Below are 22,364 nucleotides of genomic sequence, written 5' to 3'. Positions count from 1 at the left end.
TGTTTCGGTCCGTTGCTGCCTCTGGTGGGGTGCTGCGCAGGAAGTCGAAGCGGCCGACTTCCTGCGCTGCGCTGTTCCGGTCTGGCGTCCGCCGCGCGTCGAGTCGGCCGCCTTTCCACTTTCCACTGCGCTGCGTCCCTGTCGCCCGGTGCTGCGCAGGAAGTCGAAGCGGCCGACTTTTCGTGTCGGTGCTGTTGTCGGGGAGTTGATTCGGCTGACTTCCCGTTTTGGCCGGGCCCCGCACAGGAAGTCGACCTCGTCGACTTCCTGCTTCGTGGCCTCGATTGTCTGCGGCTGGGCGGGCAGTCGGGTCGGCGGGTGTTTCGGTCCGTTGCTGCCTCTGGTGGGGTGCTGCGCAGGAAGTCGAAGCGGCCGACTTCCTGCGCTGCGCTGTTCCGGTCTGGCGTCCGCCGCGCGTCGAGTCGGCCGCCTTTCCACTTTCCACTGCGCTGCGTCCCTGTCGCCCGGTGCTGCGCAGGAAGTCGAAGCGGCCGACTTTTCGTGTCGGTGCTGTTGTCGGGGAGTTGATTCGGCTGACTTCCCGTTTTGGCCGGGCCCCGCACAGGAAGTCGACCTCGTCGACTTCCTGCTTCGTGGCCTCGATTGTCTGCGGCTGGGCGGGCAGTCGGGTCGGCGGGTGTTTCGGTCCGTTGCCGCCTCTGGTGTGGTGCTGCGCAGGAAGTCGAAGCGGCCGACTTCCTGCTCCGTGGCTCCCGTTGCCCGGTGCTGTACGGGAAGCCGAGTCGGCCGGCTCTCCCCCTCTATCGTTGATCGATGGAAACGTCAGCAGGCTTGGCGGCCCGTCCTCGACCGAGCAGCCACCATCCGTAACGACACCGGGGAGCTGGCTCTCGTTGAAGAGGACCTACTGGCAGCCGTATTGGTGGCGGCTGCTGTTCCGTGAAGACGGTTCGTCGGAGTGGCAGGTGGTGGGCCCGGAGCCGGTCCACCGGGTTCCGAACGATGCGCTGAAGAACGCGTCCCTTGAGGTGTGGGCCCATGCCTTGCTGGAGGAGACGCCGGACGGGCTGGACGACCTGTGCGGTGACCTGCTTCTCGAGTGTTACGACGAGCCCGCGCCCGCAGAAGGCACGCCGCCCCTGTATGCACGCCGGACACGGCTGCCGGGACACCGCCTGCGGGACCCGCGCGGATAGCCGGGCACCACGCAGGAAGTCGAACCGGCCGACTTCCGGCGTGTGGGAGGGGGTCGGGGTCGCCCCGCAGGCGCGGACGAACTGACCGTGCCCCGGACCGTACGGCCCTCGCCCCCGCGGGCGAGGGTGGCGCGGGGGACGGGCCGGGCGGATCCGGCGGTCTGGTGCGCCATCTGGCTGTAGGTGGGGCCGGAGCGCGCGCGCAGTGCGTGCAGCCACCGCGCGAGCGCCCGGCCCTCCTTGTCCCGCCCAGCCAGGGCGCTGTCCAGGCGCCCCGCCGGCCGTCGCCCGGCGGGCCCGGCGGACGGACGGGGCCTCGGCGAGGCGGCGGACGAGCTCTGTGCCGAGCGGTCCGGCGCCGCCCAGGGGGGCGACGGCGGTGAGGAGGAGGACGACCGCGAGCACGGCCGCCGGCCGGCCGCCGGTCAGCGGACCGGCAGGAGGCCGCGCTCGGCGAACACCTTCCTGGCCGTGAAGGTGGCGTTCAGGGCCTTGGGGAAGCCGCAGTAGGGGGCCGAGTGCAGCAGCGCCTCGACGATCTCCTGCGGGGTGAGCCCGACGTTCAGCGAGGCGTTGACATGGACCTCCAGCTGAGGCTCGCACCCGCCGAGCGCGGTGAGCATGCCCAGGGTGACCAGCTGCCGTTCGCGCGGCGGCAGCGCGGGGCGGCTGTAGACCTCCCCGAACCCCCAGGCGACGATCTGGTGCCCGAGTTCGGGGCTGACGTCGTCCAGCGCCTCCACCACCCGCCGCCCGGCCTCGCCGTCGATCCGCTCCAGCACCTCCAGCCCGTGCGCGTACCGTTCCCGGCGGGCCTCGTCCCCGTTCGCCGACATGCTCATCCGCGCTGCTCCTCTCCCGTCGTCCGGCCGCCGGCCACCGGTGGCGGCGGCCACGGCAGAAACCGTAGGACTTGGAGTGCACTCCAGGGCAAGCCCGCCACGCTGACCCGCCGTGACAGGAAGATTTACGCTCGGAACCCCCTGAAATGGCGTCACCCCGCCCGGCCCGAGCCGAAAGATTTCCTGCGTCAGCGGCGGGCAGGGCGGGGCGGCGGGGTGGCGGGGCTCAGGCGCGGTGGTACTGGACGGGGGTGGCGACCTCGCCGCCGAGGACGGCGGCGGCGTGGCGGGCCCAGGAGGGGTTGCGCAGCAGCTCGCGGCCGATCAGCACGGCGTCGGCGCGGCCCTCGGTGAGGACGGCCTGGGCCTGGGCCGGCTCGGTGATCAGGCCGACGGCGGCCACCGGCAGGTCGGTCCCGCGGCGCACGGCCTCGGCGAAGGGCACCTGGAAGCCGGGCGCGGCCTCGATGCGGGCGTCGGGGACGATGCCGCCGGTGGAGACGTCGAGCAGGTCGACGCCGTGGGCCCGCAGCTCCTTGGCCAGGCGCACGGTGTCCTGCGAGGTCCACCCCTCGCGGCCGTCCTGCGGGTCCTCGGTGAGCCAGTCGGTCGCGGAGACGCGGAAGAACACCGGCAGCTCCTCGGGCCACACCGAGCGGACGGCGTCGACGACCTCCAGCGCGAAGCGGATGCGGCCCTCGAAGGAGCCGCCGTAGCCGTCGGTGCGGTGGTTGGCGGCGGGGGAGAGGAACTGGTGGACCAGGTAGCCGTGGGCGCCGTGGACCTCGGCGACCTGGAAGCCGGCGTCGAGTGCGCGCCGGGCGGCGTCGGCGAACTGCCGCACGATTGCGCCGACCTGATCCGCAGTCAGCTCGTCCGGCGTGGTGTGGGCGGAGGAGAAGGCCTCGGGGCTGGGGCCGACCGGCGTCCAGCCGTGCTCCTCGTCCGGGCGGACGGGGCGGCCGCGGTCGACCCAGGTGCGCTCGGTGGAGGCCTTGCGGCCGGCGTGGGCGAGCTGGATGGCCGCGACGGTGCCCTGGCTCTTCAGGAAGCCGGTGATCCGGCGGAAGGCCGCGGCCTGCTCGTCGTTCCAGATGCCGAGGTCGTACGGGCTGATGCGCCCCTCGGGGCTGACCGCGGTGGCCTCGGTGACGATCAGCCCGGTGCCGCCGGCGGCGCGGGCGGCGAGGTGGGTGAAGTGCCAGTCGGTCGGCACGCCGGCCGCCTGCCCGTCGGGGGCGGCGCTGTACTGGCACATCGCCGGCATCCAGATCCGGTTGGGGACGGTCAGGGACCGCAGGGTGAGCGGGGAGAAGAGGGAGGTGCTCATGTCGGGCTCCGGGGGGTCGGCGCGCCAGGGCGAAAGGGGTGAGCCGCACAACCTTTGCAGCTGCATCTACACTCGCAAACAATAGTTGCACACGCAGAGAGTTGCAAGGGTGCCCCCTGGGGGGCAGTCTCCCACCTGCGACAATGCGTTCCATGACCGACTCCGCCGCCACCATCACCCCGCCCGGCGACCCCGCCCCGCTCACCGTCGCCGCCGCCGCGATCGTCCGGGACGGCCGGCTCCTGGTCGTCAGCAAGCAGGCCGCCCCCGACGTCTTCTACCTCCCCGGCGGCAAGCCCGACCCGGGCGAGGACGCGCTGCGGGCGCTGACCCGCGAGCTCTCCGAGGAGCTCGGCGCGGCCCCGGTCGGCCCCCGCCACCTCGCCGACATCCGCGCCACCGCCGCCCTGGAGGGCGTGCCCATGCTGATGACCGTCTTCACCGCCGAGCTGGACCGCGAGCCCGTGCCCGCCGCCGAACTCGCCGACCTGCGCTGGACCGACGGCCGCGACGACACCCTGCGCCTGGCCCCCGCCGTGCGCGAGCACCTCCTGCCGCTGCTGCGCGAACGCGGCGACCTGGCCTGACCGGACGGGTGACCGGGCCCGGCCCGGCCCGGCGGGGAAGGGCCGGGGACGGCGACGGCCCCCGCCCGTCCAGGGCGGGGGCCGTCGCGCACACCCGGCGGACCGCCGTCAGCGGACCGCCGTCAGCGGACCGTCGTCAGCGAACCGCCGGCGGAAGGCCGGTGGAAGCTCAGCGCGCCGTCTGCGGGACCCGCTGGGCCGGCACGGCCCCGTGCCCGCCCCGCGCCCCCGCCTCGCCGGCGGCGGTGGCGGCCGCGGCGGGGGAGGCCCCCAGGGCGGTGCCGCGGGTCTCCTCCGCCCACAGCACGCAGACCAGCAGGCCCAGCGCGGTAGTCCCGGCGGCGATCAGCATGGTCGGGCCGGTGCCCAGCCCGCTCAGCGACAGCGGCAGCAGGTAGGTGCCGACGGCCGCGCCGATCCGGCTGACCGAGGTGGCCATACCCACGGCGGTGGCCCGGATCTCGGTGGGGAACAGCTCGTTGGGGTACGTCCAGTCGAGCACGTTGGGCCCGCCGCACAGGAAGGCGTACGCGCACAGCGCCAGCAGCGCGACGGCCGCCGGGGCCGCGGGCCACACGCCCAGCAGCGCCAGCGGGACGGTCATCAGCGCGAAGGACCAGATGATGACGGGGCGCCGGCCGCGGGTGTCGATCAGGCGCAGCGCCGGGTAGCAGCCGAGCAGGAAGACCAGGCTGACCAGGCCGGTGCCGAGGGTCTCCATCACGGTGCCGCCGGGCATGCCGAAGGAGGAGAGGATCTGCGGGCCGAAGGTGAGCATCGCGAACAGCGGGCCGACCTGGCACAGGAAGAACAGGCCGCAGAACAGGGTGCGGCGCCGGTAGGGCTGGGTCATCAGCAGGCGCAGCCCGGCGGGGCCGCCGCGCCCGGCCGGATCGGGCATCAGCTCCCGGCCGTCGACGCGCACGCCCAGGTGCTTCTCGACCACGTGCACCGCCTCGCCGACCCGGCCGTTGGCGGCCAGCCAGCGCGGGGACTCCGGCGAGCCGCGGCGGATCACCAGGAACACCACGCACAGCACCGTCGAGCTCGCCAGCATCCAGCGCCAGCTGCCCGGCCCGGCCAGCTCCAGGAACAGGTAGCCCACCACGTAGGCGAGTACGGAGCCGGCGTACCAGGCGACGATCTGCTTGCCGAGGAGCCGGCCGCGGTGCTTGGTCGGCGTCCACTCGGCGAGCAGGGAGGTGGCGATGGGGTAGTCGGCGGCCACGGCCATGCCGAGCACGAAGCGCAGCACGGCGATCGCCCACACCGCGTCGACCCAGAAGGAGAGCACCGAGCAGGCGACCATCACGAGCAGGTCCGCGGTGTACATCACCTCCCGGCCGATCCGGTCGGTCAGCACGCCGAAGAGCGCGCCGCCGACGAACATGCCCACCAGGGCGGCGGCGCCGATCAGGCTGACCTCGGCGGTGGACAGCCCGAGGTCCGGGCGCATCCCGATCAGGGCGACGCCGACGATGCTCAGGATGTAGCCGTCGAGCAGGGGCCCGCCGGAACAGGCCAGGGCCAGCCTGCGGTGGAACGCGGTATACGGGGCGTTGTCGATGGTCTGGGACATGTGCTGGGGGTCCTCCGGAGCGTACGGCGCGCACTGCGCACCGTGCGCCGGGTAGACGGCAGGGGAAGGCGCCGCCCACCTCGGACGGCGCCACCGCCCGGTCACGACGGGCGACCGTCCACGGTTGCCCCGCCCCCGTACGGCCGCCACCGGGCCGAAGGTCGGGGGGATTCGCGACCAAGGTCCCGAAGCGGACAGGCCCTTCGCCCGTGCCGTGGGGGCGCCCGCCCAGTCCTGCCGGGGGCGGCCCCGGGGCGGCCGCCGCCGGGTGCCGGGGGCGCGCCGCGGGCGTGACCCTTCTCACCAACGGGCCCGGCCGGCCCCGCAACTGTGGCCCGTTCCACACCGCGGCGGTGCCCCTCCGTGCGAGGGCGGCAACGCCAGGTGATCACCGCGCCCGCCGCCGCGTCGCCGCACCCGCCGCCATGCCCGCCGCAGGGGCCCCGGCGTGAGGAGGCCGTCAGCCCAGCCCGAGCCGGGCCAGGCCGGAGTCCAGCGCCGCCTCCAGGTGGTCGCAGGAGCCGGTGGTCAGGAGGATCAGCACCCCGCCCTGGACCCCGGCGAGCAGCGCCGCCGCCTCCCGGTCGGGGTCCAGGCCGGCGAGGGCCCCGCCGTCCTGGTCCCGCAGGTGGCGGATGCCCGCGGCGAGCCGGCGCTGCCACTGCGCCAGCAGTTCGGCGGCCACCGCCCGCCCCGCGCCGTCGGCCCCGCCCAGCTGGGACAGCGCCACGTGCAGCGGGCAGCTGACGCCCTGGGCGCGGTAGCGGGCGAGGACCTTGTCGCGCCACCGCAGCCAGGCCTGCCGGGAGGTGAGGGCGCCGAGCTCCGGCTGCTGGTCGTCCAGGACCCGGGCCGCCTCGAACCGGGCCACGGCCAGCAGCAGTTCGTCCTTCCCGCCGGGGAAGTAGTGGAACAGCTGGCTCTTGCTGGTCGCGGTGCGGGCCATCACGTCCTCCAGCCGCAGCCCGAACACCCCCGCCTCGCGGATCTCCCGGGCGGCGCCCTCCACGATGCGCTGCCTGGTCGCGGCGCCCTTGCGGGTCGGCGGCTGCCCCTGCCGTACGGCGCTCACGGCAGCAGCACCAGCTTGCCGGTGGTGCGCCGCGACTCCAGGTCCGCGTGCGCCCGGGCCGCCTCGGCCAGCGGGTAGCGGCCGGTGACCCGCGGGACGAGGCGGCCCGCCAGGACGAGGTCGAACAGCTCGCCCGTGCGCCGCACCAGCGCCTCGCGGGTGGGGACGTGATGGTGCACCACCGGGTACGTCAGCAGGATGCTGTTCGGCAGGTCGGTGGGCCGCAGCTCGGGCACGCCCATGAAGGGGCCGTAGTAGGCGTGCACCCCGTGCGGGCGCAGCGCCAGCTGGGAGGAGCGGAAGGTGCCGGTGCCGCCGCCGTCGTAGACGACGTCGGCGCCGCGCCCGCCGGTCAGCTCCCGCACCCGCTCCTCGAAGCCGCCGCCGGAGTGCACCAGCACGTGGTCGGCGCCGGCCTCCCGGGCGGCCGCGGCCTTCTCCTCCCGGGAGACCAGGCCGATCACGGTGCCGCCGCGCGCCTTGACCAGCTGGGTCAGCAGCCGGCCCACCCCGCCGGCCGCCGCGTGCACCACCGCCGTGTCGCCCGGGGCGACCGGATGGGTCTCCCCGGCCAGGTGGCTCGCCGTCAGGCCCTGCATCAGCAGCCCGCCCGCGACCTCGTCCGGGACGCCGTCGGGCACCCTCACCAGCGAGGCGGCCGGGACGGCCAGCAACTCCGCGTAGCTGCCCGGGTGGTAGAACCACGCCACCCGGTCGCCGACGGCGAACTGCGCCACCCCCTCGCCCAGGGCGGCGACGTAGCCCATGCCCTCGGCGCCCAGCACCGCCGGCGCCGCCCAGCCCGGGCCGCCCTGCGAACGGGCGCCGACGTCCATGAAGTTGACCCCGGCCGCGCCCAGGCGCACCAGCGCCTCACCGGGGCCGGGCACCGGGTCCGGCAGCTCGGTCCAGCGCATGACCTCGGGGCCGCCGTGCTCCTCGATCCGGATCGCGTGCATGGCAGGACACCTTCCTGTGCGGGCTCGTGGGAGAGACGGAGAGGGGAACGGGAAGCACGCTAGGCAGCCGCGATTGGACCCACAAGTCCAGAAACCCGTACGGCGACGGGCCGCCGCCCCGCGCGGGCCCGCCCGCCGCCGGGCGCCCCGAGCCCGCCACCGCACGGGCAGCGGCGGTGGCCGGAGCCGAACGGGCTTCCCGTGATGGAACGTCAGCAGCAGTACAGCCGGTGTCATGATCCTCGGAGGGCGTCCCGGACCAGGGGCGCGCCCCGGGCCCCGGGACGCCCCGCGGACGCGCTCCGGTCCTCGGGCCCGCATCAGGGGGAAGCATGCGCGGCACCGTGCCCGGCGACCGCTACCGGCTGGTGGACCGGCTGGGCGCCGGCTCGACGGGCGAGGTGCGGCGCGCCGAGGACGAGGTCCTGGGCCGCAGCGCCGCGGTCAAGGTGGTCGAACCCGCCTGCTGGACGAGCCCGGCTTCGCCGGGCGCTTCCGCGCCGAGGCCCGCGTCATGGCCCGGCCGCGCCACCCGGGCATCGTCGGCGTGTACGACTACGGGCAGGGCCCCGGGCCCGGCGCCGCAGAGGGGCGCCACCCGGCCGGCTACCTGGTCATGGAGCTGATCGAGGGCCAGCCGCTGAGCGCCGTCCTGGAACGGCGCGGCGCCCTGCCGCTCGCGCGGCCCTGGCCCTCCAGGTGCTGGAGGCGCTGGAGGCCGCGCACGGGTGCGGCATCGTCCACCGGACCTCAAACCGGCCACCCTCATGGTCCGCGGCGAGCGCACCGTGATCACGGACTTCGGCATCGCCCGGCCCGGCTGCGACGCCCGGCTGACCGCCCCGGAACGGTCCTGGGCACCGCCGCCTGCCAGGCGCCCGAACAGGCCTCCACCGGCACGGTCGCCGCCGCCGCCGCGCAGCGCGGCGCCCTCGCACCGGGCGGCGCCGGGCGGCGTCAGCGGCCGAAGCCGTCGTCCGGGGCGCCCGGCTCCGGCGGCCGGCAGAGGTGGCCGGACGCGGTCGCGTGGACGCTGTAGAGCAGCCGGTCGTCGGCCGTGAAGGTGAAGGAGACCGCCGCCCCGGGCAGCTCGGCGACCTCGGTGGCGAAGGCGAACTCCCGCTCCGAGCGCCGCAGTTCCTCCCAGCCGAGACCGGCCCCGGCGAAAGCGCCCGCCAACCGGTCGAACCGGACGCCGGTCGGAAAGGTCCGGAATTCCCCCGGCGCCTCCGCCGGAATCCGCACCGACTCGTACCAGGTGCGCAGCGAAAGGCGGTTGACGACCCGGCAGTGGCAGGATTCGAAGGTGACGTCACCGTACCCGAACCAGTGCGGCCAGCGCCGCTTCGGATTGATCCGGCCGGATTTCTCGAACGGCCCGAGCCGCTCGGCGATGTCGGCCAGATTGTCCAGCGGCCGGATTCCGCCGAGCCTCGCGGTCGCGCCGAATTCCGTCAACACCCCCACAAAATCCATGCGTTCATGATGCCACAGGGAAGTGGCGGGAAAATCGGCGCGGTGCGGCCCGCCCGGAGGAGGACCGCACCGCACCCTGGTCAACGCACCGCTAGCCCATCCGCTCCAGCGCGTCGATCAGGAACTTCAGCTCCAGCGCGCGGTTGGTGGAGCAGCTCCAGTCCGCCCCCCACGTGCCGGGCGTCTTGCCGGGCGTGTTGAACACGCGCATGGCGTCCCTCGCCACCGACTTGATGTCCTCCCGCAGCGACTTGTCGGACTTGATGATGTCGATCACCGCGTCGATCTCCGCCTGGGTGGCGTCCCGCGGCGCGGGCCGGGCGACCACGCCCCGGATACCGCCCTTCTCGTCGGGCCGCAGCCCCACCTCGGCGCCGTTCAGCAGGTTGATGTGCGAACCCTTGGCGCAGAAGTCGTCGTGCAGCACCGCGGCCCGCTTGATGCCGCAGAACCTCTTGCCCTTCGCCGCCGCGAGCCGCGGGCCGACGGCGGAGGCGCCGCCCGACACGAAGGACGCGGCGGACACCGACCCGGCCCCCTCGGCGGCCAGCTCCAGCGTGCACTCGCCCTCGGCCGCCTTCTTGGCGTCCTCGATCACCTTGCGCAGGCGGTCCAGGGCCCGCTTGGCCGCCACCGACTCCTCGAAGAACTTCCCGATGCCCTCGCTGATCCGGATGACCGCCTTGCTGACGGCCGGCAGCTTGCCCACCACCGCCACCAGGCTGGCCACGTTGAGCGCGGTCCACAGGCAGCTCTCGACATCCGCCTCGGTGAAGCACTTCTTGGCGTCGGTGACCCCGAGCACGTCGAGCAGGATCTGTCCGCCGTTCTCCTTCACCCAGTCGATGACGTCCTTGACGGCGTCCGCCTTGGCCTTGCGGAACTCGTCGACGCAGCTCTGACCGCACTGCGCCAGCAGCAGCTGCTCGTCGCTCCCGCTGAGGTCCGGGCCGGTGTCGGCCGGACCGGCCGTGCGCTCGGCGGCCCAGGCCGCCTGCGCCGCCTGCTCGTCCCTGCGCTGCTGCTCCTCGGCCCGCTGGGCCGACTGGTCGGCCTCCTGGGCCGCACCCTGGGCGTTGGCCGCGGCCTGCTCGGCCGCCGTCGCCGCCTTGTCCGCCTGCTCGGCCGTGGCCCGCGCCCTGGCGGCCTCGGACTCCGCCAGGGCCGCGGCGCCGCGGGCGCTCGCCGCGTCCTGCTCCGCCGCCGTCGCCGCGGACCGCGCCGCGCCGGCCTCGCTCGCCGCGCCGCTGGCGGCCGTGGCCGCGTACAACGCGTCGAGGTGCGCCTGCTCGTCGTACTTCGAGGTGTTGGCCTCGGCCGCCCTCGCCGCCGCGGCCTCGCTCGCCGCCTGGGCGGCCGAGGCACGCGCCTGCTGCAACGAGGCCAGCGCCCTGGCGGTGTCGGCCGCCGCCTGCGCGCTGGCCTGGGCGGCCGCCCTGGCGTCCGCGCCGGCCTTGGCCGCCAGCGCCGCCGCGCTCGCCGCGGCCTTCGCCGCCTCGTCCGCGCGCGCCCGGGCCGCGTCGTCCTGCTGCTGCGCCAGCGTCTTGCCGCTCTGGCCGACCAGCACGGCCAGCGCCGCCGCGGAGTCGCTCTGCCGGTACGGCGTACCGAGCGCGACCGCCTCGTTCCCGGCCGCGATCGCCGCGGCCGCGGTGTCACGCGCGGCCAGCGCGGACAGCGAGGCCGCATAGGCCTGGCCCGCCGTGCGCGCGCTGTCGGCCGCGGCCAGGTCGGCCTGGACCTGCGCCGCCTTCTGCGCCTGCTTGGCCTTCAGCGCCGCGGCAGCAGCCGTCTGCACCTGCGCGGCCGCGTTCTTGACGTTCTGCGCGGCCTGCTCGGAGGCGGCGATCGCGTCCGCCGCCGCGGCGTGCGCGGTGGAGGCGGCAGCGCTGGTCACGGCCACGTCGGCCTGCGCCGCGTCCGAGGCCGCCTGCGCCCGCTGGGCCGCACCGGTCGCCTCGGTGGCCGCCGCCCGCGCCGCGACCGCGCTGCGCCCGGCCGCGTCGGCCGCCGCCCGGGCCCCGCCGGCCGCGGTGGTGGCCTCGGCGGCCGCGGCCTTCGCCTGGTCCGCCGCCTGCCGGCTCTCCCGGGCGTCGGCGCTGCCGGACGCCGCGTCGGCGGCGGCCTCCAGGGCCTTCTGCCGGGCGGTGGCGGCATCCTTGCGGGCCTCCGCCGCCGCGGCGGCGTCCCGGGCGAGGTAGGCCTGAGCCTCGGCCGTCTTCGCCGCGCTCTCCTTGTCCGCCGCCGTCTTCGCGGCGCTCTGGGCGGTGCTCAGCGCGGTGGCCGCGGCGGCCTGCTTCTGCGCCGCGGCGGCCTCGGCGACGGCCGCCTTGGCCCGCTCGCTGTCCGCCCTCTGCCGTGCGGCGGCCGCGTTGGCGTGCTCCTGCTCGGCGACGGCCCGCTTGGCGTGCGCGTCGGCGGCGGCGGCCTTGGCGTCCCGCTCGGCCTGCTGCGCCTGCTCCCGGTCCGCCTTGGCCCGGGCGGCGGCCTTGGCCGCCTGGTCGGCCTGGGCGGCGGCGGCATCGGCGGCGGCCTTGGCCTGGTCCGCGGCCTCCTGGGCGGCGGCGCGCTGGAACTCGGCCTGGGTGGCGTGGGTCTGCGTGTCGGCCAGGGCGTAGAGCGCGCCGCTGTCGGCCTGGCCGGCGGAGACCGCGTTCAAGGTGGTCTCGATCGCCTTGGCCGCCGTCTGCGCGGCCGCCGCCGACGCCTTGGTGACCTGCGCCGACTGCAGCGCGTAGGTCAGCCCGCGGCCGTACGGGGTGCCGTTGAGCCCGGCCGTCTTCCCGGCGTCGGCCTGTGCGTTGGCCGCCCGGTCGGCCTGGGCCTTGGCGGAGGCCGCGGCCTGCCGGGCGACGGTCAGCTGGGCGCTGACCGCGCTGCGGGCGTTGGCCATCGCGGTGGTGGCGTCGGTGAAGGCCTGCGGCTTCGGGTAGCCGGACTCGTTCGGCGACCTGCCCTGCCAGTACTTCTGGAAGACCAGCATCCGGCTGACGATGAACGCCTGGCCCTGGGCCTCGACCATCGCGGTGGTCGCGGTCCGCAGGTCCTGGTAGGCCTTCAGGTCGGCGTCGACGATGTCGCCGCGCTGCTTGGCCTGGGCGGCCAGCTCGGCCTGCCACTCGGCGCTGGCGGTGGCCACCACCTCGTTGAGGATGTGCGCCGGGTCGAGCGGGTCGCTCGCGTCGCAGCCGGCCCACTGGGCCTTGAGGTCCTCGACCTCGGTGCGGAACTCCACCGAGTCCTTCGCCGGAGCGGTGGTGGGCAGGCCGCCGAGCCGGATGAAGCGGGCGATCTGGTAGGCCGACAGGCGCTTGAGGATGTCCTCGTTGACGAAGAACCCGTACCAGCCGGGCGCGTTGCCCTCGGCGGCCCGGCGCTCCTGGTAGATCGCGATCGCCCGGTCCAGGGCGGCCTGGGACGGCTTCGGCAGGCTCACCGGGGCACCGACCTTGGCGTCGCCGAGGAAGGCCCGGATCGGGGCGCCGTAGCCGGGCCTGTTCAGGAAGGACAGGTAGTCGGGGCCGGCGACCGCGAACGGCTTGGTGATGTCCGTCCAGGCCTGCTCGCGGGCCAGCTCGGCGTTCTGGATCGCGCGCTGGTCGCTCTCGTCCTCCACCGCGGCCACCGCGATCGGCCCGTACCCCCACCCGCTGACCGCCGCGGCGCGCGCGTCGGCGCCCGTGCCGGCCAGGGCCTTGGAGGTCAGGGCCTTGACCTTGGGCCCGCCGGCGTGCATCGCGGAGGCCAGCGAGCAGCGGTCGTCGCGGACCACGCTGTCGGCGATCGCCACGTCCGAGGCCTCGACGTCCGACAGCGCGCGCTGCCAGATCCGGACGTCGGCGATCCGCCCGGGCAGGTAGTCGCCCGGCTGGCCGGCCCACATCCCGCGGCCGATGTTCAGCTCGCCGGCGGCCTTCCAGGTGGTGGTGTGCGGGGAGGTGGCGACCTTGACGCCGTTGACGAACAGCCGGATCTCGCTGGCCGCGGCGTCGTACTCGCCGGTCAGGTGGGTCCAGTCGTTCACGGCCAGCGCGGCGGTGCCGTTCGCGGTGTCCCAGCCGGTGTTCTCCGAGTCGCCGCGCGGTATGCCGAACAGCGGCTTGCCGTCCGGGTTCACCTTCAGGTAGAAGCCGGAGACCCGGCTGCCGTCCTCGGTGACCACCGAGTACGAGGCGTCCGGCTTCTTGCTCAGCTGCACCCAGGCGGAGACCGTGAAGGACTGGTCGGTCGGCACGGTCAGCGGGACGGAGTCGTACTGGTTGGTGCCGTCCAGCCGCAGCGAGCGCACGGTGTGGCCGGGGACGCCCCAGATGACCTCGTTGTCCGTCCCGGGGCCGGCGTGGGCACCGTTGTGGTGGACGGCGCGCGGGCCGCCCTCGACGAGGTTCGGCGCGGTCTTCTCGTCGCTGTACTCGTACGTGTAGTGGGCGACCTCGCCGTTGACGGCGAAGGCCGGCAACGCGGGTGCCCCGGCCGGGGCGGCGGCGCGGGCGGGCGCCGCGCCCGCCGCGGAGGTCACCAGCGACATCGCCGTGGCGATCGCGGTGACGCTCAGCACCCTCGCCACGGCGCGGCGCGCCCGGCGTGAGCGGATCAGTAATCTGGTCTGCATGGGAGTGGCTGTTCTCCTGGATGGTGGCCGCACGATGGGCCGCCCGGGGTGCGGGCGGGAGCACCAGGAGCGCGCGCCGTCGCGGCGCGGCGGCGCGCCCGTGCGGCCCGGCGACCCGTCAGCCCGCGTCCCGCGCAGGGCCGTTGCTGGGTCGTCCACCGCACGGTTCGCGTCGTCCGCGTCGATCGGCACGTGAGCGGTCGAGCGCCGGGACGGCGCGTCGACCGCATGCGGGCAGGGCGAAGCGCCCCCGTGCGGTCCAACCCCCCGGTCCCTGCGGTTCTTCCCCCCGGAAGACGGCCGCCCGGCCGGTGAGGGCCAGGGGCGGCGCGGCAACCCGCAGCTGATGTTCGACCAGATCGTTCCACCCGCGTACGACGCATCGGTACCGCCGATCGGCGGGGGGCCCGACCCGCCGATCGGCGGGGGCGGGAGTCGGCGGCCGCCTCGAAGCGGCGCCCGGCCCGCCCGGGGCCGCAGGGCGGCGGCGGAGCAGTGCCGGGCGCGGCCGGCCCGCACCGCCCTGGCCACGGGCCGGCACCGGCGCGCCGCGCCGGGAAGCCGAACGCCCGGGCGCCGTCGGCGGGTTGGGGCGGCCCGGCTCCGGGCCGCCCGGCGGCGGGAAGTCGCAGTTCTCCCTCCACCCCGCGCGCGGGGCCCCGGCGGCGTTCGGGGCCCCGGCGGGGTCCGGGCTCAGCGCCCGACGAAGTTCTTGGCGAGCAGCAGGTCCAGCACGTTGGTGTGGAAGTCGGGGAAGTCCATCGGGACGATCCCGAAGTGGATGGCCTGGTCCCTGCGGGCGTTCAGGTAGTCGAACACCGGCGGCATGATCGCGTCCGCGTTCAGCTTGGGCCACTTGCCGCCCGCGTAGCTGGTGAAGTTGATGTACATCTTCGGCGAGTTCTGGTTGAAGTACGCCTGGTCGAACTGGTTGACGACGGCCCGGGCCTTGCCGTCGGTGCCGACGCCCTCGTACCGGTCCTGGGTGTCCATCAGGCCGCTGTTGCCCCAGTGCATGACGTTCCAGGTGGAGTCGGAGCTGGTGTCGAAGTCCGCGAGCAGCACGATCTTGCCGCGGGCCTCCCCGAGCCGGGGCCACCAGGGCGCCGTCCAGAACAGGTTGCGGAAGCCGAAGCCGTCCAGGTGGTACTGCATGCGGCGGAGGAACTCGACGGAGCTGATCGGGTTGCTGCCCGCGCGCTCGTCCCGGATCCGCATGACCAGGGCCTCGCGCGGCGACTGCTGGAAGAAGGTCCGGCACTGGCTCAGCACGGTGGACAGGGTGGTGCCCTGGTAGAAGCGGTCGTGGAAGACGCCGAGCCAGTTCTTGGTCTCGCGGTCCTTCAGCGGGAAGCCCTGGCAGCGGATGTCCAGGAAGCGGATGCCCCGCTGGAGCTGCTGGGGGACGCCCCAGTTCTGGGTGTGCGACCACTCGGTGCCGTTCATCGGGTCGGTGCAGCAGGAGTCGTGGGTGCCCGGGATGGTCAGCTGGGTGAGGGAGAGGCCGTCGGGCAGGGAGCCCATCCAGGTGTTGCTGTTCCAGGAGGCGGCTGCGGCCGGCGTGGCGGCGCAGGTGACGCCGAGGGCGGCGGTCAGCGCACCGCCGCCGAGGGCGGTGCTCCACCGCAGGACGTCGCGGCGGTTGGGTGTGGCGCTCATGGTCGGCTCCGTGGTCTCGGTGTCGGTCTGGCTCCGTGCATGGCTGACTACGGGGGCCGGTCCGAGGCCGGTTCAGCGCCGGTGCCGCGGGGCGCGCAGGAAGTCGGCGGGGCCGACTTCCTGCGCGGGGGTGGCTCGTTGGAGTCCCGTGAATCGCACAGGAAGTCGATGGGGTCGACTTCCTGTACGGAGTGGACGGGCGGCCGGAAGCGGCCTCCCGTCCCGGCGGCGGTCCTAGGGCGTGTCTGACAATTCTCGCCGGGTGCGCGGCGTCGGGGCACGCACCCTCGCCGCGTTGTCGTCGGTCGCCAATGCTCCGCAGTGGCTCCCTCCTCCGCCTTGCGATGCACGCACCCCGACGCCGCGCCCTGGTCCGACGCGAATTGTCAGACACGCCCTAGGGGTGGTCGGGGGCGGGCGGGGCGGACTTCCGGGCCTGGACGCGGCACTGGCTGAGGGCGTAGGCGATGCGTCGGTCGGAGGGGAGGGTGGTGGTGAGGAGTTCGCCGGCCGAGACGAGGGTGGTCCAGTAGAGGGCCGGGTCGCCGGTGCGCGGGAGGGGGTGGGTGGAGGCGAGGGAGAGGTAGGCGGCGGTGAGGTTGCCGGTGGTGAACCAGCGGTGGAGGCCGTGGCGGTGGCCGGGGCGGATGCCCCCGATGGCCTCCATGGCGGTCAGGAAGTGCTCGACGACCGCGAGTTCGGCCTCGGTGAGGGTCTTGGGGACGTCGAAGACGCCGAGGGCTTCGAGGAGTTCGCCGGTGTCGTTCTCGGTGTCGGGGCGCGGGTCGGCGAGGAGGGCGTCGTAGCAGTCGGCCAGGCGGCGGGAGGTCTCGGCCTGGGGGATGTCGAGGGCGAGGCAGACGGCGCGGGCGGTGGGCAGGGGTTGGTGGCCGAGGCGGGCGAGGAGGGCGTAGGTGGCGGCGGGGGTGGCGCCACGGGAGAGCGTGTGGCGGGCGAGGGTGGCGAGGTGCATCAGGAATCGGGCTTTCAGGCGAGAGCGGGCGAGGGGGCGACGAGGGCCCAGACGTACTTTCCGATGCCGCAGGGGCGGGAGGCGCAGCCCCATCGTTCCGCGAGTTCGTTGACGATGAACAGTCCTCGTCCATGTTCGTCATCGGAGGCGGGGGAGTTGAGGGCGGGGCGCCCGCTGCCGGCGTCGTGGACTTCGAGGCGAAGTCGCGAGTTGACGAGCGCGAAGCGGACTTCGACGTGCCGGTCGCCGGGGGCGTCGCAGTGCCGGACGGCGTTGGCGAAGAGCTCGCCGAGCAGGAGCTCGGCGGTGTCGCGGTAGCGGTCGCCGGAGGGGAGGCCGGAGAGGTAGGCGCGGAGGAGGTGGCGGGCGAGGGGCGTGGACTCGGCCCGGGAGTCGAGGCGCGCGACGAACAGGCGGGGACGGCGGGCGGTGAGCATGGCGAGGCACCTCGGGGAGAGTGGGCGGGTGGGAGCGCTGTGCGCCGCGCGAGGCATGGGTTTCCTGTGGTGGGATTCGTGCGGAAGTGGAGGACTGACGATGCGTGAATCTAAACTGGATCCATCGGCTTCGGCCCCTCAAGGCTTTCGGCGCTCAATTTCGCAGGTTGCAAGGCGGCAGGAATGACTCAGACCCAGCTCGGGCGAACAAATCTGAGTATTAGTCAGATTTCGAACCTCGAAAGAGGGGCTCGCAATTCCACACTTGAGTGGGTCCGCGTTGCTGACCAGGTTCTTGGTACCGGGGGACATTGGAACTGACGTACTGGACCCTCAAGGGTTCGTCATTCCTGCGGGGCTACCCGGAGGTGTCACGGCTGAACAAGGAGCCGAACGTGTTCGACTCCTTCTGAATCGGCAGGAGCGAATCAACAGGGATACAGCTCCGCTGATCTATGTGATCCTTGATGAAAGCTGCTTGCGGACCGTGGTTGGCGGGGATGGAGTGGTCATGTCCCAACAGCTGGTGCATGTGGAGCAGTTGGCTCGGCGGCCCACCTACGTGGTCCAAGTGGCGCCCTTTGGTCTCGGTGCACTTCGCCCGTTCATGCGGTCCATGTCGCTGCTCGACCTTGGCGACGGTACTTCGCTCGGGTACACCGAGACGCATCAGCGGGGATACCTGGAGAACGATCGGGCAACAGTGTCAGCTTGGGCTAGGGAATACGATCTGTTCCAGGTGGAAGCGTTGCCGCAGGCGGCATCGCTCACAATGATCAGCAAGGCGCGAGGGACTCTTCAACATGAGCTAGAACGTCGACTTGACGGGTGCGGCTTGGAGCAAGAGCAGCTACAGCGGCAATGGTGGACAGTGCGTTGAGGTGGCCTCTGACTTCCCGGGTCTGATGCCTGTGCGCGACTCCAAGGACCCTGAGGGTCCGGCGCTGGTCTTCTCGGCGGGGTGCTTGGGCATCGTTCCTCGCCGCCGTCCGCGGGGGCGAGTTCGGCAAAATCTGAACCCCCGCCCCGCAGGCCCGGACCGCCTCTCGGTCCGGGCCTGCGGGCGCGGTTCAGGCGGCGTTGCAGTGCGTCAGCGTGCGGAAGTCGTGGTGGTGGTTGACGGTCAGGTAGACCTCACCCCCGGCCGCGCGGACAAGCCTCGTCAGCCCCCGCTTCTTCGCGGGGTCGTAGCCGCCCCCCGGAACGTCGTACTCGCGGTAGGCCCCGGCGGGCAGCTGGTGGTCGGCGTTGCCGTAGGCCGCGCCGCCCTGGACCCGCCGCCCGTTGTCCCAGGTGGAGATCCCCCACGCCGTCGGCCACGGCTGCGCGCGCCACTGCGTGCAGGCGGTGTTCACGGTGGGGTCCGTCCGTGCGTCGAACGGGTTCGGATCGAGCATCCGCGGCGAGGAGTGGGCCGCCGGCACCACGACGGCCAGGCCGCCCGCCAGGGCGAGGGCGCCCACGAGGAGACGAAGGTGCTGCTTCTCCACGGAAGAGGCCTTCCTGCGCGTGATCGATCGAGGCGGGCGGGACGCCGACACCCCGGTCAGTTCTTGCACGCATCGCCCCGGCCCGTCAGCCCGCACCCCGGCGCCGCGCCCGACGGCCACCCGGACGGCGCCCCGCCCGCGCACGCCCGCACCCGCCCTCCCCTCCGCCGCCCTCCCACCGCCGCGTGACGCAACCGGGGGATACCCAGGACCGCGCCGCCGGCCGCCCCGGTCAGGTCAGTGACCCCGTTTCCCCGTGCAGTCGGATGACTGATGCCTGCCCTGCGCCCCCGCCGCCACAGTGGAACTGCTCCGCGGACGAACGCCGGAGCGGCACCCCTGGCAGCAGCGAGAACAGAGGAGACCACGATGAACCTGCGGCGAACGGCGATGAGGCTCGCGGTGGGCGCCGCCGCGGTGGCCGGGGCGGTCGCCGCCACGACGACGACCGCGAGCGCCGACGTCCTCACCACGATCCAGACCGGCGCCGGCAAGTGCCCCGCCAACTGGGTGTGCCTGTGGAGCGAGAACAACTTCATCGTCGGCAACCCGAAGGGCGGCACCGACTACGGGGCGATCGGCTCGGACCAGAACGTCCCGGACATGGGGCACCTCAAGTTCGTGGCCCAGGAGACCCGCTGGAAGGGCATGCAGGACGAGGCCTCCTCGGTCGTGAACAACACCGGCAGCAGCATCTGCTTCTACGAGCACAACAACTACGGCGGCCTGGAGTTCAGGATCGGCCCCCGGGAGCAGTGGGCCTCGGTCCCGTCGTGGATCAACGACAGGATCAGCTCCTTCAAGTACTGCTGACCCCCCTCCCGACACCTGACACCCGACACCCGACACCCGAACGGAACTGATCACCGTGAAGCTCTCCACGAACCTGGCCAGGCTCGGTCTGGCCGCCGCCGCCGCGGCCGGGCTGGTCCTGACCGTGGCCGGCTCCGCCGGAGCCACCAACGTCTACAACATCGGCCACGGGGCCGGCTCGTGCCCCAGCGGCTTCGTCTGCCTGTGGTCGGAGGCCAACTTCATCCAGGGCACCTTCTACAACGACGCCAAGTTCGGCGCCTTCGCGTCCGACCAGAACACCGGCGACATGGGCAAGCTCCAGCGCGTCGCCAGCACCGACAAGGGCATGCAGGACGTCACCTCGTCGGTGCTGAACAACACCAGGAGCAGCGTCTGCTTCTACGAGCACAACACCTACGGCGGCCTGGAGTTCAAGGTCGGCCCCGGGGAGCACTGGCCCTCCCTCCCGTCGTGGATCAACGACAGGATCAGCTCCTTCAAGTACTGCTGAGCCGGCCCCTTCCCCCGACACCCGACACCCGACACCCGAACGGAACCGATCCCCGTGAAGCTCTCCACGAACCTGGCCAGGCTCGGTCTGGCCACCGCCGCCGCCGTCGGGCTGGTCGTGACCGTGGCCGGCTCCGCCGGCGCCACCACGATCCTCGGCATCGGCCACGGCGCCGGAGCGTGCCCCGCCAACTACGTCTGCCTGTGGTCCGAGGGCAGCTTCATCAGCGGCGAGCCCTACAACAAGTTCGGGGCGATCGCCTCGAACCAGAACATCAGCGACCTGGGCAAGCTGAAGCCGGACGGCGCCCTGTGGCAGGGGATGCAGGACGTCGCCTCGTCCGTGGTGAACAACACCGGCAGCAGCGTCTGCTTCTACGAGCACAACACCTACGGCGGCCTGGAGTTCAGGGTCGGCCCCCGGGAGCAGTGGGCCTCGGTCCCGTCATGGATCAACGACAGGATCAGCTCCTTCAAGTACTGCTGAGCCCCCCCGGCCGCGGGCCCGGACCCGGGGCAGCCCGGTCCGGGCCCGCGCGCCGTCAGGAGCCGGCGGTGGCGGCCTCCAGGGTGGTGGCCATCACCGGGCTGGTGAAGGTGTTCGTCGCGTCCCCGGGGGAGAGGTGGTAGGAGCCCCACTTCAGGTAGTCGCGGTCGCCGTCCCAGGTGGTGCCGGTGAACGTCCCCGAGCCGGTGGTGAAGGTCTGCTTCACGCCGTCGAACCAGAAGTCGACCGTGCCGTCCGTGCGCCCCAGGCGGATCTTCAGCGCGTACGAGTGCCAGGCGTCGTTCGTGGTCCGCGCGGTCCACAGCGTGTGCGCCGCGTGGGCGGTGTCCCACTCCTGGAGGCGCAGGCGCCCGTCGGCGACGTCGATCTCCAGCGGGTGGTTGGCGGTGCCGGTGCTCGGCGAGCACTTCAGCTGGAAGACGTACCGGCTGTCGGTGTCCCGGACGTCCAGCCGGGACGACCAGCCCAGGTAGAAGGTGTCGCCCTCCTTCAGGTTCGGGCCGAGCGTCTCGCAGCGCTCCTGCCCGGCGGCCTGGAAGGCCCGCCACACGCGGCCCTTGGCGGGGTCGCTCACCACGGAGAAGCCGCCGGGCGCGCACTGGACGGCCGTGAACGAGGACGGGCCGGTGGCGGTGCTCGGGGTCCACAGCACCGTGCCGGCGGCGGGAGTGTCGGGGGTGTCGGCGCCGACGGCGGAGGAGGCCGGGCCGCAGGCGATCGCGACGGCGCCGAGGGCGGCGGCCGCGGCGGCGGCACGGCGGCGGGGGCTCAGAAGGGGCATGACTCTCCCGGGGACGAGTGGCCGATACGAGCGGGCAGCGATTCGACCACCGCGCCGCCCGCCCGGCCAGACGGACCGGCCGACGGAAGGTCCCTTTCGGACACTTCCGCCGGCCGTCTTCTCCGGGTGAACCCGTTCCCGCCCCCGTCCGTTACGGGCTACCGCTCGCGCGGCCCCCGCGAGGCGTCCGCCGCGTCCGCCGCGCCCGCCGCGTCCTCGTCGTACGAGGACGTCCCCTCGTCCAGCAGCGGCTCCTGCGTCTTGAGGTGCGCCGGGGCCAGCGCCCGCAGCGCGTGGTAGCCGGTGATGACGACCAGCGTGCCGAGCGCGATGCCGCTGAGGCTGAAGGTGTCGGTGAACTTCAGCGTCACGTTGCCGATGCCGATGATGATGCCCGCCGCGGCCGGCACCAGGTTCAGCGGGTTGCGCAGGTCGACCCGGGCCCTGGTCCAGATCTGCGCGCCGAGCAGGCCGATCATGCCGTAGAGGATCACCGTGATGCCGCCGAGCACCCCGCCGGGGACCGCGGCCACGATCGCGCCGAACTTCGGGCACAGGCCGAACAGCAGCGCGAAGCCCGCCGCCGCCCAGTACGCCGCCGTCGAGTAGACCCGGGTGGCGGCCATGACGCCGATGTTCTCCGAGTACGTGGTGTTCGGCGGCCCGCCGACGGCGGTGGAGAGCATCGAGCCGATGCCGTCCGCGGAGATCGCGGTGCCCAGCCTGTCGTCCAGGTTCGAGCCGGTCATCTCGCCGACCGCCTTGACGTGCCCGGCGTTCTCCGCGACCAGCGCGATCACCACGGGCAGCGCCACCAGGATCGCCGACCACTGGAAGGACGGGCCGTGGAAGGTCGGCAGGCCGATCCAGTCCGCCTTGCCGACGCCCGACAGGTCCAGCCGCCAGTGGTCGGACACGTGCCCGCCGCCGTCCACCGAGTGGATCTTCCCGAAGACCCGGTCGAACAGCCAGGAGATCCCGTAGCCGAACAGCAGCCCCAGGAAGATCGCCACCCGCGACCAGAAGCCGCGCAGGCACACCACGGCCAGACCGGTGAACAGCATCACCAGCAGAGCCGTCCACTGGTCCTGCGGCCAGTACGTCGAGGCCGTCACCGGCGCGAGGTTGAAGCCGATCAGCATGACCACCGCGCCGGTGACGATCGGCGGCATCGCGGCGTGGATGATGCGCGCCCCGAACCGCTGGACCGCCACGCCCACCAGGAACAGCGCCACGCCCACCACGAACACCGCGCCCGTCACCGTCGCGCTGGTGCCGCCCTGCGCCCGGATCACCGCGGCCACGCCGACGAAGGACAGCGAGCAGCCCAGGTAGCTGGGCACCCGGCCCCGGGTCGCGAGCAGGAAGATCACCGTCGCGACGCCGGACATCATGATCGCGAGGTTCGGGTCGAGCCCCATCAGCACGGGCGCCACGAAGCTCGCCCCGAACATCGCCACCACGTGCTGGGCGCCGAGCCCTACCGTGCGGGGCCAGGAGAGCCGTTCGTCGGGGCGGACCACCGCCCCCGGCGCGGGCGTGCGCCCGTCACCGTGCAGCTTCCAGCGCACGCCGAGATCCATGGTGAGGTATCGCT

Annotated in this window: 21 protein-coding genes; 7 read left to right on the top strand and 14 right to left on the bottom strand. The window is 73.5% G+C overall.

The window, feature by feature from the left end; all coding sequences use genetic code 11:
- Positions 1-854: 854 nt before the first annotated feature.
- On the top strand, positions 855-1,157 hold the full coding sequence (locus ACH5AR_RS20480; RefSeq protein WP_396302857.1) for a hypothetical protein: 303 nt from the start codon (positions 855-857) through the stop codon (positions 1,155-1,157).
- A gap of 425 nt (positions 1,158-1,582) precedes the next feature.
- Here ACH5AR_RS20480 and ACH5AR_RS20475 read toward each other — a convergent pair whose 3' ends face one another.
- Together ACH5AR_RS20475 and ACH5AR_RS20470 are read right to left on the bottom strand one after the other, a co-directional pair.
- A complete protein-coding gene (locus ACH5AR_RS20475) occupies positions 1,583-1,999 on the bottom strand; it encodes a carboxymuconolactone decarboxylase family protein (protein WP_396302856.1) in 417 nt (138 codons plus the stop codon).
- A gap of 226 nt (positions 2,000-2,225) precedes the next feature.
- A complete protein-coding gene (locus tag ACH5AR_RS20470) occupies positions 2,226-3,329 on the bottom strand; it encodes an NADH:flavin oxidoreductase/NADH oxidase (protein WP_396302855.1) in 1,104 nt (367 codons plus the stop codon).
- A gap of 152 nt (positions 3,330-3,481) precedes the next feature.
- Here ACH5AR_RS20470 and ACH5AR_RS20465 point away from each other — a divergent pair, with 152 nt between their 5' ends.
- Positions 3,482-3,916, top strand: a complete 435-nt coding sequence (locus ACH5AR_RS20465) for an NUDIX domain-containing protein (RefSeq protein WP_396302854.1) — start codon at positions 3,482-3,484, stop codon at positions 3,914-3,916.
- A gap of 169 nt (positions 3,917-4,085) precedes the next feature.
- Here the strand turns inward: ACH5AR_RS20465 and ACH5AR_RS20460 are convergent, their stop codons facing one another.
- The 9 genes from ACH5AR_RS20460 to ACH5AR_RS20420 form a co-directional block, all read right to left on the bottom strand.
- Positions 4,086-5,495 (bottom strand): MFS transporter, encoded by a 1,410-nt coding sequence (locus ACH5AR_RS20460; RefSeq protein WP_396302853.1) that lies wholly within the window; start codon positions 5,493-5,495, stop codon positions 4,086-4,088.
- Positions 5,496-5,955: 460 nt separating this feature from the next.
- Positions 5,956-6,567, bottom strand: coding sequence for a TetR/AcrR family transcriptional regulator (locus ACH5AR_RS20455; RefSeq protein ID WP_396302852.1), 612 nt, complete (start codon positions 6,565-6,567; stop codon positions 5,956-5,958).
- Complete coding sequence (locus ACH5AR_RS20450) at positions 6,564-7,526, bottom strand: quinone oxidoreductase family protein (RefSeq protein WP_396302851.1); 963 nt, start codon at positions 7,524-7,526, stop codon at positions 6,564-6,566. The genes ACH5AR_RS20455 and ACH5AR_RS20450 overlap by 4 nt, the downstream gene beginning before the upstream one ends.
- 606 nt (positions 7,527-8,132) lie before the next feature.
- Complete coding sequence (locus ACH5AR_RS20445; protein WP_396302850.1) at positions 8,133-8,270, bottom strand: hypothetical protein; 138 nt, start codon at positions 8,268-8,270, stop codon at positions 8,133-8,135.
- A gap of 213 nt (positions 8,271-8,483) precedes the next feature.
- A complete protein-coding gene (locus ACH5AR_RS20440) occupies positions 8,484-9,086 on the bottom strand; it encodes a hypothetical protein (protein ID WP_396302849.1) in 603 nt (200 codons plus the stop codon).
- A gap of 7 nt (positions 9,087-9,093) precedes the next feature.
- Positions 9,094-13,614, bottom strand: coding sequence for a LamG domain-containing protein (locus tag ACH5AR_RS20435; protein WP_396302848.1), 4,521 nt, complete (start codon positions 13,612-13,614; stop codon positions 9,094-9,096).
- 693 nt (positions 13,615-14,307) lie between these two features.
- Positions 14,308-15,273 (bottom strand): phosphatidylinositol-specific phospholipase C, encoded by a 966-nt coding sequence (locus ACH5AR_RS20430; protein WP_396302847.1) that lies wholly within the window; start codon positions 15,271-15,273, stop codon positions 14,308-14,310.
- Between the two features lie 397 nt (positions 15,274-15,670).
- On the bottom strand, positions 15,671-16,246 hold the full coding sequence (locus ACH5AR_RS20425; protein ID WP_396302846.1) for a hypothetical protein: 576 nt from the start codon (positions 16,244-16,246) through the stop codon (positions 15,671-15,673).
- A gap of 14 nt (positions 16,247-16,260) precedes the next feature.
- Entirely contained in the window at positions 16,261-16,683 is a 423-nt protein-coding gene (locus ACH5AR_RS20420; RefSeq protein WP_396302845.1) for an ATP-binding protein, read from the bottom strand.
- 183 nt (positions 16,684-16,866) lie between these two features.
- Here ACH5AR_RS20420 and ACH5AR_RS20415 point away from each other — a divergent pair, with 183 nt between their 5' ends.
- Both ACH5AR_RS20415 and ACH5AR_RS20410 read left to right on the top strand, forming a co-directional pair.
- Entirely contained in the window at positions 16,867-17,004 is a 138-nt protein-coding gene (locus tag ACH5AR_RS20415) for a helix-turn-helix domain-containing protein (protein WP_396302844.1), read from the top strand.
- A gap of 88 nt (positions 17,005-17,092) precedes the next feature.
- Positions 17,093-17,563: a Scr1 family TA system antitoxin-like transcriptional regulator gene (locus tag ACH5AR_RS20410; RefSeq protein ID WP_396302988.1), complete on the top strand. Its 471-nt coding sequence runs from the start codon at positions 17,093-17,095 to the stop codon at positions 17,561-17,563.
- Between the two features lie 190 nt (positions 17,564-17,753).
- Here the strand turns inward: ACH5AR_RS20410 and ACH5AR_RS20405 are convergent, their stop codons facing one another.
- Positions 17,754-18,173 (bottom strand): hypothetical protein, encoded by a 420-nt coding sequence (locus ACH5AR_RS20405; RefSeq protein WP_396302992.1) that lies wholly within the window; start codon positions 18,171-18,173, stop codon positions 17,754-17,756.
- A 369-nt stretch (positions 18,174-18,542) separates the two neighbouring features.
- Here ACH5AR_RS20405 and ACH5AR_RS20400 point away from each other — a divergent pair, with 369 nt between their 5' ends.
- Genes ACH5AR_RS20400 through ACH5AR_RS20390 form a run of 3 tightly spaced genes read left to right on the top strand, consistent with a single transcriptional unit; the run spans position 18,543 to position 19,965 of the window.
- Positions 18,543-18,986 carry a peptidase inhibitor family I36 protein gene (locus ACH5AR_RS20400; RefSeq protein ID WP_396302843.1) on the top strand — a complete coding sequence of 148 codons (444 nt, stop codon included), beginning with the start codon at positions 18,543-18,545 and terminating at the stop codon, positions 18,984-18,986.
- 55 nt (positions 18,987-19,041) lie between these two features.
- Positions 19,042-19,479 carry a peptidase inhibitor family I36 protein gene (locus ACH5AR_RS20395; RefSeq protein WP_396302842.1) on the top strand — a complete coding sequence of 146 codons (438 nt, stop codon included), beginning with the start codon at positions 19,042-19,044 and terminating at the stop codon, positions 19,477-19,479.
- A gap of 54 nt (positions 19,480-19,533) precedes the next feature.
- Positions 19,534-19,965 carry a peptidase inhibitor family I36 protein gene (locus ACH5AR_RS20390; protein ID WP_396302841.1) on the top strand — a complete coding sequence of 144 codons (432 nt, stop codon included), beginning with the start codon at positions 19,534-19,536 and terminating at the stop codon, positions 19,963-19,965.
- 55 nt (positions 19,966-20,020) lie between these two features.
- Here the strand turns inward: ACH5AR_RS20390 and ACH5AR_RS20385 are convergent, their stop codons facing one another.
- Positions 20,021-20,767 carry a hypothetical protein gene (locus tag ACH5AR_RS20385; protein WP_396302840.1) on the bottom strand — a complete coding sequence of 249 codons (747 nt, stop codon included), beginning with the start codon at positions 20,765-20,767 and terminating at the stop codon, positions 20,021-20,023.
- A 158-nt stretch (positions 20,768-20,925) separates the two neighbouring features.
- A complete protein-coding gene (locus ACH5AR_RS20380) occupies positions 20,926-22,350 on the bottom strand; it encodes a uracil-xanthine permease family protein (RefSeq protein WP_396302839.1) in 1,425 nt (474 codons plus the stop codon).
- Positions 22,351-22,364 lie beyond the last annotated feature (14 nt).

The sequence above is a fragment of the Kitasatospora sp. NPDC018619 genome (assembly GCF_044391605.1).
GTDB lineage: Bacteria > Actinomycetota > Actinomycetes > Streptomycetales > Streptomycetaceae > Kitasatospora.
Note: the sequence above shows the minus strand (reverse complement) of the source record. Positions and strands in the feature narration are given on the sequence as shown.

Coding starts and splice junctions, on each gene's coding strand:
- ACH5AR_RS20400 (WP_396302843.1), top strand. CDS start 18,543: ATGAACCTGCGGCGAACGGCGATGAGGCTCGCGGTGGGCGCCGCCGCG.
- ACH5AR_RS20435 (WP_396302848.1), bottom strand. CDS start 13,614: ATGCAGACCAGATTACTGATCCGCTCACGCCGGGCGCGCCGCGCCGTG.
- ACH5AR_RS20460 (WP_396302853.1), bottom strand. CDS start 5,495: ATGTCCCAGACCATCGACAACGCCCCGTATACCGCGTTCCACCGCAGG.
- ACH5AR_RS20470 (WP_396302855.1), bottom strand. CDS start 3,329: ATGAGCACCTCCCTCTTCTCCCCGCTCACCCTGCGGTCCCTGACCGTC.
- ACH5AR_RS20465 (WP_396302854.1), top strand. CDS start 3,482: ATGACCGACTCCGCCGCCACCATCACCCCGCCCGGCGACCCCGCCCCG.
- ACH5AR_RS20380 (WP_396302839.1), bottom strand. CDS start 22,350: ATGGATCTCGGCGTGCGCTGGAAGCTGCACGGTGACGGGCGCACGCCC.
- ACH5AR_RS20430 (WP_396302847.1), bottom strand. CDS start 15,273: ATGAGCGCCACACCCAACCGCCGCGACGTCCTGCGGTGGAGCACCGCC.
- ACH5AR_RS20475 (WP_396302856.1), bottom strand. CDS start 1,999: ATGAGCATGTCGGCGAACGGGGACGAGGCCCGCCGGGAACGGTACGCG.
- ACH5AR_RS20385 (WP_396302840.1), bottom strand. CDS start 20,767: ATGCCCCTTCTGAGCCCCCGCCGCCGTGCCGCCGCCGCGGCCGCCGCC.
- ACH5AR_RS20415 (WP_396302844.1), top strand. CDS start 16,867: ATGACTCAGACCCAGCTCGGGCGAACAAATCTGAGTATTAGTCAGATT.
- ACH5AR_RS20420 (WP_396302845.1), bottom strand. CDS start 16,683: ATGCTCACCGCCCGCCGTCCCCGCCTGTTCGTCGCGCGCCTCGACTCC.
- ACH5AR_RS20450 (WP_396302851.1), bottom strand. CDS start 7,526: ATGCACGCGATCCGGATCGAGGAGCACGGCGGCCCCGAGGTCATGCGC.
- ACH5AR_RS20425 (WP_396302846.1), bottom strand. CDS start 16,246: ATGCACCTCGCCACCCTCGCCCGCCACACGCTCTCCCGTGGCGCCACC.